Genomic DNA, 7,811 nt, shown 5'->3' on the forward strand with positions numbered 1-7,811 from the left:
GTAAAGGGCTCGAGAAGAGGCTGACCATCAACAACAAGGGCTGCGCTGAGATTTCCATACGGCAGTCCCTGACGGAGAAAGCCTTCGTCGAGGCCAAGGATGGAGCCGAGCCGGTCGTTCCAGTGACGCAGCTGCCCGTCAGTGCCGAAGACGGCAACGCCGATGGCCAGACTGTCCAGCACGGCCCGAAGCTGAAGGGCGAGGTTACGACTCCGCGCCTCGGCACGTGCGGCCGCAAGGGATGTCCGATCCAGAATCCATCCGGCTGTCACCATGATCAGCACACCGATGATGATCCCGATTGCATCCAGCCGTTTCTGCCAGCTGGTGTTGCGGAGCATGTCGGCAAGACGCCCTTCACGACGGGCCGTGTCGACGCTGCTCAGGCTGATGAGCGCTTCGTCGATGCCGGAGAGAGCAGTGTCGGTTTCCGGACGGTTGAGAGTGGCGTCATCCGACGTCTTCCAACTCGCTATCGTGTCCAGAGAGGTCTTCAACTGGTCGAGACTGGCGGGACGAATGCGGTTCAGACGTTCCTGAACCTGCTCCACCGAGGGGAAATCGCCTCTGATGACATTGATCTGAGCGAGCGCGTCATTGAAGCACTGCCGCTGTGTCTCATCGTGAGAAGCGAGCCAGGCGAAACGGCAGATGCGGGCCTGTTCTACTTCCCTGTCCAGTGAGCGAAGAATTTGGTCAGCGCTGGCGCTCTGACGGTCCATCTGGCCATGCCGCGCCATTTCATTGCCCAGCTGCATGGCCAGGGTTCCGAACGTCACAATCAGCAGCGCGGCACCCAGAAGCGCAAGAACATGGGCCCGTTTGGCAGGATGGCGAGCCATCTTTTATCCCGTCAGATGTTGGCGCATATGGCATGGCACTGCCACACCGCGCCGTGCGTCAAGCCTCACTTTATACAGACGATGCAGACGACAGACAGCTTTTTCGCGCCATTATTCCGCCTTCAGCATGATCTGCAACCCCGCAAGGGGACCTGCCACTTCGAAATCGAAGACTACTTCGCTCTATACGCACAGGAACAGAGACCCTGCGTCAGGCCTTATCGGACAGGAGGACGCATGGGGAGGCAGAACAGCATGGCGATCGCCCCCGTCACCATCCCGATGGCCATCGGCAGAGGCGTGTCGGAACCGGAAAACGGCAGTGCCGAAAGCAGCCCGATAAGAACGCCCGCTATAGCGCCGAACACATACTGCATCGTGCCCGCCAGCGCGGACGCCGTACCGGCGACACGGGCCTGATCAGCCAGCGCTCCCATTGTAGCGTTCGGATAGATCACACCCGTAGGGCTGAGTGTCAGCAGCATTGCCAGAATGACGAGGATCACTGTCAGCGACAGGCCATGGTGAGGTGTGGGATGGGTATTAAGCCACAACGCAATCGCCGCCAGCAGCAGACTGCCGACAAGAGACATGCATATGGCGACCGAAAGGATCTTGTGCGGATCGAAACGGCTGACCAAAGCGCCGTTGACCTGAGACGCACCGATCATGAACACGGCGAACAGGCCAAACAGCATCGAGAACTGGAACGGCGTGAAATGGAACCCGTTGATGAAGACGGGTGAAGCCGCCGTCAGATAGCTGAATGACAGAAAGGTCGAAAACCCGGCGATCAGCGCATGCGAAAGAAAGGCGCGATGGCGCAGGAGCATGACGTAACGCGTCATGAGCGTGATAGGCGGCAGGCGCAGGCGGAACTCAGGCGCCAGCGTTTCCGGCAGCATGCGCAGAACCAGCAGCACGCACAGGAGACCATAGGCTGCGGACGCCCAGAAGATCACGCGCCACGACACGAAGGTCACAACAATGCCGCCAAGCATCGGGGCCAGAATCGGCACCACGCCCATGACCATCACAAGCTTGGACATCATGCGCGCGCCTTCCCGCTGATCCGGCACCAGATCACGGACGCAGGCGGTCGGAATAACCAGACTGGCGGACGCCCCGATCGAGGCGATGAAACGGGCGACGCTGAATGTCAGAATATCCGGCGCAGCAGCGCAGATGGCGGAGCTGACAGCAAAGACGACATTCCCGACGATCAGCGGCATCCGCCGTCCAAAGCGGTCGGACAGAGGGCCGACGGTGAGCTGTCCAATGGCCAGTCCGATGAACCAGATGGACAACGTCATCTGCACCGAAGACAGGCTCGTATGCAGCGAGTGCACCATCGACGGGAAGGCGGGCAGATAGATGTCCGTCGAGATGGGGCCGACAGCCGTCAGAAAGCCCAGCAGAACCGGCAGCCACCAGGGCGTCGTCGGTCGGGCTTCATAAGTGTGTCGCGCTGAAGGCTGCTGAGGCTGGGCGTTAGCGGCCATGCCATTTCCCGGATGTTGTGATCTGGTGATGTAAGGACAAAAAAGATGAGGATTTCATGACGGCAGCCTTCACGAAGAACATGACGGCGACCTTGATCCTGCAAACCACGTCAAAATATTTTTTAGACGTTCTGGTGCTCCTAGCGTCCGGCTTTGCTTCTCCGCAAGAGGGCAATGTGAGTTTTTCTGGCGTCGCCTGCTCATTATGAATCCTGAGCACAACACCCTTGCTGCTGACTGGCTGGGAAACAGTAACGGATTGATCCGGATTTCACGTCCATCATCATCTCATGGCTGATGTGTCGTCAGGAAAGTTCAGTCTGCTGGTTTCTGGTGATGCGTTTGAGCAGCCGATATCCCATAACGCCTGACACAACGAAAAGTACGACGGCGACAAGAGTTCGTCCCCAACCACCGAACTGTGCGCCTGACCCCAGCAGCACAAAGATGATGCTCTGCGGAAGACTGCCGACCAGCGTCGCAGCCGTGAAAGGTAGCAGGGCGACAGCAGAGAGTCCGGCAAACAAGTTGAGCAGCAGGGACGAGCCAACAGGCAGAAGACGCAGCGTGACAATGGTCTCGAACGGATGGCGGTCAAGCATTCCGGCGACTCGTTCGCCATAGCGCATAAGGACACCTCCTTTTCCCTGACGCTTTCGGCGAGCCATGGTTTCTCTGGCCCAGTGATGCGCCCCCCACCGTGCCCATGCCCAGCACAGCACTGCGCCCGCGACAGTGCTCAATGTGGCGAGCGCCGTTCCTTCAATCAGACCGTAGGCCACACCGGCTGCGAAACACAGGATTTGACGGGGCAGACCGAAGAGGCACCAGAGCGTCCCGACAAGACAGAACCAGAAACGACCGGCAGCGCCCTGACGAAGATGCGCTGTATCGTTGAGAAGATCATGGAGTGCGGGGACTTCCCGCAGGGCAATCGCACCACCCAGAAGGACGATGAGCATGATAGCGGGACGCAGGAGCGAAAGCGCGGATGGGGTGGCTTGATCCCCGGAAACATGCGTCTGTCCCGGCAGGATCTGTCCCTCGTGCGGCTCTGTCGGATCGGACATGGGACTTTCGCTCATGGCGCGCGGTAACACCTCCTTGCTCACGGTTGCAAGAGCGGGGTAAACCGACGCCATGTCCAATACGCCCTCTCCCGCCTCAGCCTCCTCCTCCATCGACGCCACACAGGCTGTTGACGGCATGAGGCTGCGTGATCGCCGCCATGTTTCCAACTGGCTGTTGAGCATCTGCGTCATGCTGCTTGGCATGATCGCCCTCGGTGGCGCGACCCGTCTGACCGGCTCAGGTCTTTCGATCATGGAGTGGCGTCCCCTGACAGGCATCATCCCGCCCCTCACCCACGCGCAGTGGGAACATGAGTTCGCTCTTTATCAAGGCATCCCGCAGTACAAGATCCTGCATGACGGGTTTGGACTGGCCGGATTCCAGCAGATCTTCTGGCTCGAATGGATTCACCGGTTCTGGGGGCGGCTCATGGGCATTAACCTGCTCGGCGGGCTGGCGTTCTTCGCTTTCCGGAAAGCTCTGACCCGCGGGCTGGTCATCCGTCTTCTGGTTTTCTTCGTGCTGGGTGGACTTCAGGGCGCGATCGGCTGGTTCATGGTGGCGTCCGGTTTCCGTCCCGACAGCACGGCAGTCGAGCCGGTGAGACTTGTGCTGCATCTTGGCATGGCGCTTCTTCTCTATGTCGCCATTCTGTGGACGGCGCTCTCCGTGCGTTTCCCGGAACCGGAAGTCCTGCCGGATATGGCGGGCGCACGCCGCACCCGTACATTCCTGCACGCAGCTCTCGGTCTGGTTGGCCTGACGATCGTGGCGGGTGGTTTTACTGCCGGCACACATGCGGGATTTGTTTTCAACACGTTCCCGCTGATGGACGGCCATCTGATCCCGGAAGGCTACGCGAAGTTAAGCCCGTTCTGGTATAACTGGATCGCCAATATTCCGGCCGTGCAGTTTGATCACCGTCTTCTGGCGACCGTCACGGCGCTGACCATCGGCCTGACGGTTCTGACGGGCATGAAAACGAAGCTGACCGCCCGCGCTCATGCTGCTGTGGCGTTACTTGGGTGGACCGTGCTGATCCAGTACGCTCTGGGGGTTACAACACTGCTGCTTGTCGTTCCGGTCTGGGCGGGCACTATTCACCAGACGTTCGCCGCCATTCTTCTGGGTGTTGGCGTTTTCGCGATGCACACACTGCGTGGCGCCAGAAGAGGGCGCTCCTGAGATATGAGGGAGAAAGTGTTTCTCCATAGTGTGATGCTGGTTTTGTCCGTGCACTGAACTCTGTAATATCGTTTCGAAATATTTAAACGCAAAGGCCGCAAGAATGAGTGTGAATACTGAGTTAAAAGAGGAAGAAAAGCCCGCCGTTTTCAACAAGGCCATGTCGTTCATGGAGGATGGCGATTACGAAGAGGCGTGCGAGGTCTTTGCCATACTGGTCAAGAATTTCCCTGATGACGCCGGATTGTGGTGGCAATATTATTCGGCCCTGAGAAGAGCGCGTATGGATGCCGAAGCAGACCAGTGCGCCGATGAATTTGTAAGGCTGTTTCCAAACGATGTCGGCTTCATCCTGCAATGGACACGCTGCACCGACGCCCGCGCTGACTGGAATGAGTCATTAAGACGCCGTGAGTTGATGCTGAAGAAGCACAACCCTTTCAGCAACGTCCACTTTCTGCCTCTTGTCACCGAATGCTTTCTGCCGCTGGTGGAAACCAAGAACTTCTCTTACCTGAACAAGATCATTACCCAATACTGGGAACTGTTCTTTGTTGACGGCAAATGCGGCGCGGCTGTTTATTACGCGCTGGAGGCATTGGGGGATTACAAGCGTCAGATAGAACTCTGTAACCGTCTTCTTTCAACGATTGAGGATGGCTCCTCTGTCATCGAAGGGGTGGATTACAGAAATCTGCGTGCGCTGGCCATGTCAGCATTGAATTACCACACGCTTCTGAGCGCCCAGAAAGAGAAGGTGAGCGTTCTTTCTCTTGGTCAGAGCTGCCTGCCCTACACAATCGCCAATCGCTGGGGACTCATCGATTACGCAGGCGATGCTGACATAACGATCTTTGATCTAGGCGCTTTTAGCCGCAACTCAGCGGTTGACGCCATCAGAAGCGATTTTTCCAGCTATCTGCAGCCCGAAAATTACTATCAGGGTGTTGATCCGGCCGGTGCGCCGCAGATGTTCCACAAACCTTCCGGCGTCCATTTCGGTCATGAGCGTGGACGGACGATCATCGGCGATGATCAGTCGGCGTTTCACAGTCTTATAAGGCGCAAAGTCGATTCATTTACCAGACGCTTCAACAAGGGACATTCTCTCCTTGTCTTTGGCATGGTTGGAGAATGCGATCTTCCGAAGTTCATGGAAGACATGAATCCGGTTCTGGTTGAAAAATCATCCAGACTTCTTGTGCTCAATCTCACCAGAGATTCTGTTGCTCACCCCGAGCACTCAAACATAACCTACATTCATGTTCCATTCCCGGTTGATTATAACTGGAACGGAATCAATGACTATACATCGGATCGTGGCCTGGCATTTGATTCACGCGTTACATCGGCAATACTTCGCGAAATAGAACGCACAGCCAACGAGAATTAGTTTTCAGCCCCCTCTCTTTTTGTAAGGAGAGGGGATCTTCATCCAATCCTCGTTTTATGATTTTCAAAACAAGGGAATTAATATGAAAATTGCCTGTGCACTATTCGTGAAAAATGAAATACATGACATCACGGGATGGATTGCCTGGCATTTTGCTATTGGTATCAACCATTTGTATATATTTGATGATCATTCCGATGATGGCACATGGGAAGTCATCCAGTCGGCTGCGCAGATATATTCCATAGAAAGTTACAGGACAAACATAAAAGAAGAGAGCAATTTTTACATCCGGCAAGGCCAGAGCTTCAATAATGCTGTCAAAAAAGCCAAAGGGGTTTATGACTGGCTTGGTTTCCTGGATGGTGACGAATATCTGTACATAAAGAATTTCTCCAATGCCGCCGACTTCTTTGCTCAGAAAAAGTTCGAAAAAGCTGACGGAATAGCCATAAGCTGGTGTGTATATGGCAGCAATGATAAAGTCATCGCCAACAACAAACTTAACATTGATCAATTCACAAAGTACAACATCACTCCACCCGATGTAGATGGTTTTGGTCTGGTGAAGAGCTTTGTTCGTCCGGAAAAAGTAGACTTAAACTACTCGAACCCACACAAGTTAAACGTCGATGAGAAACATTATTTTCATGAAAACGGTGAACTCATTGAGTGGAGAGGCACAACAAAGAAAATAAACTGGGAACATGCGAAGGTAATGCATTTCATATGCAGAAGCATGGAGCACTATGTTTCGCGCATAAAAAGACGGGTTAATTCAGATCTTTCAGATTCCATTGGCTACTGGAATCACTTCAATGTTAATGACGCAGATGATTTTGCGCCACTTGCTTTTTCTCAAAGCGCACAAAGCATCATGTACAAGATCAACAGAGCACGATTTTTCAATGCTCTTAAATATGCATGCGTATTTCCCTACAAAAACTATAAGGTGATCTCTCTTTCTGATCATATAGTTTACAGGACTGAACGCACAAAGGATGTGGATGTTTTTGAAATCAGGAATACAAATGGTGATTTCCTGAATTTAAATCAGTCCGGCAGGATTTCGAGCGAACCCGGCGAGAGAGTTTATCTTTGCAAACTCAAAGGGAACAACAATTTCTATAGTTTCTTCCGAAAGTCATGTGAGAGCATAGCTCTTCCAAATGATACTGGCGGGTTGGCATCTTTCTGTGTCGTCGTTGACGATACGGGCGATGGCCATGTGGCCATACGCAATCCCTACGAATACAATTATCTGACATCTCCCCCCAGTCATTGTGACCACAAGGAAGCGAGCTTCTCTGCAAAAAAATACTGGATTGGGAAAAGTATACGCTGAACAAGATCGATTATGATGGAAAAGTTCCCTATTCATCTGTCAGCATAAACAACGAAATCAGTATTGATGATTTCATTCATATCCTGCGCAACAACATAGAAGCCATGTCAGTTTATGATTTTTGCGTATGTCTGGCTTCCGTCATGGATACTGACATGTCCACTTTAAAAAGCTGCATGCGTAACCTTATCCCTTATACCTGAAGCCATTCATGCTTCAGGCCTTCGGATAGGAGAACATTATCTTCTCTGAAGGTGTTCGGACCACGTTTCACTGCCGGATATTGGCATTATGGCGTCAGTTCAAATTACTTTAACTGATGCTATTTTCTTCCAAAATCGGCAATATTCGTATTGGGCGCTGTGCTTTTCGGTCTTGTGTATCCCATTTTTTAAAGCCAGATTTTTTCATATCCAGGCATAATAGTTTTTCTAGAGAGACATCCCTCCGCTCCACGCCACGCCACGCCACGC

The 7,811-nt window shown here is 53.6% G+C and carries 7 protein-coding genes; 4 read left to right on the plus strand and 3 right to left on the minus strand.

All coding sequences use genetic code 11. The features are described from left to right. Both B3759_RS13765 and B3759_RS13770 read right to left on the minus strand, forming a co-directional pair. Positions 1–842, minus strand: an 842-nt coding sequence (locus B3759_RS13765) for a PAS domain-containing protein (protein WP_349679302.1), incomplete at its 3' end; no start/stop codon positions are given. Between the two features lie 218 nt (positions 843–1,060). Then, positions 1,061–2,344, minus strand: a complete 1,284-nt coding sequence (locus tag B3759_RS13770) for a multidrug effflux MFS transporter (RefSeq protein WP_291366680.1) — start codon at positions 2,342–2,344, stop codon at positions 1,061–1,063. A gap of 56 nt (positions 2,345–2,400) precedes the next feature. Between B3759_RS13770 and B3759_RS13775 the strand changes: the two genes are divergently transcribed. Then, positions 2,401–2,553, plus strand: a complete 153-nt coding sequence (locus B3759_RS13775; protein WP_010668942.1) for a hypothetical protein — start codon at positions 2,401–2,403, stop codon at positions 2,551–2,553. Positions 2,554–2,649: 96 nt separating this feature from the next. On the opposite strand, the gene B3759_RS13780 is transcribed toward B3759_RS13775, so the two are convergent. Continuing rightward, positions 2,650–3,486 (minus strand): TVP38/TMEM64 family protein, encoded by an 837-nt coding sequence (locus B3759_RS13780; protein ID WP_291366683.1) that lies wholly within the window; start codon positions 3,484–3,486, stop codon positions 2,650–2,652. Here B3759_RS13780 and B3759_RS13785 point away from each other — a divergent pair. From B3759_RS13785 to B3759_RS13795, 3 genes are all read left to right on the plus strand, one after another. Next, complete coding sequence (locus B3759_RS13785; RefSeq protein WP_408736495.1) at positions 3,485–4,600, plus strand: COX15/CtaA family protein; 1,116 nt, start codon at positions 3,485–3,487, stop codon at positions 4,598–4,600. The two genes, B3759_RS13780 and B3759_RS13785, sit on opposite strands and share 2 nt — an antisense overlap. Before the next feature lie 103 nt (positions 4,601–4,703). Then, positions 4,704–5,993, plus strand: a complete 1,290-nt coding sequence (locus B3759_RS13790; protein WP_291366685.1) for a tetratricopeptide repeat protein — start codon at positions 4,704–4,706, stop codon at positions 5,991–5,993. 82 nt (positions 5,994–6,075) lie between these two features. Continuing rightward, positions 6,076–7,338: a glycosyltransferase family 2 protein gene (locus B3759_RS13795; RefSeq protein WP_291366687.1), complete on the plus strand. Its 1,263-nt coding sequence runs from the start codon at positions 6,076–6,078 to the stop codon at positions 7,336–7,338. Positions 7,339–7,811: the final 473 nt, after the last annotated feature.

This window comes from Acetobacter sp. UBA5411 (assembly GCF_002409645.1).
Classification (GTDB): domain Bacteria; phylum Pseudomonadota; class Alphaproteobacteria; order Acetobacterales; family Acetobacteraceae; genus Acetobacter.

What these genes read in the sequence shown, in the direction of transcription:
- B3759_RS13770 (WP_291366680.1), bottom strand. Translation starts at nt 2,344, where the DNA reads ATGGCCGCTAACGCCCAGCCTCAGCAGCCTTCAGCGCGACACACTTAT.
- B3759_RS13775 (WP_010668942.1), top strand. Translation starts at nt 2,401, where the DNA reads ATGACGGCAGCCTTCACGAAGAACATGACGGCGACCTTGATCCTGCAA.
- B3759_RS13785 (WP_408736495.1), top strand. Translation starts at nt 3,485, where the DNA reads ATGTCCAATACGCCCTCTCCCGCCTCAGCCTCCTCCTCCATCGACGCC.
- B3759_RS13780 (WP_291366683.1), bottom strand. Translation starts at nt 3,486, where the DNA reads ATGGCGTCGGTTTACCCCGCTCTTGCAACCGTGAGCAAGGAGGTGTTA.
- B3759_RS13790 (WP_291366685.1), top strand. Translation starts at nt 4,704, where the DNA reads ATGAGTGTGAATACTGAGTTAAAAGAGGAAGAAAAGCCCGCCGTTTTC.
- B3759_RS13795 (WP_291366687.1), top strand. Translation starts at nt 6,076, where the DNA reads ATGAAAATTGCCTGTGCACTATTCGTGAAAAATGAAATACATGACATC.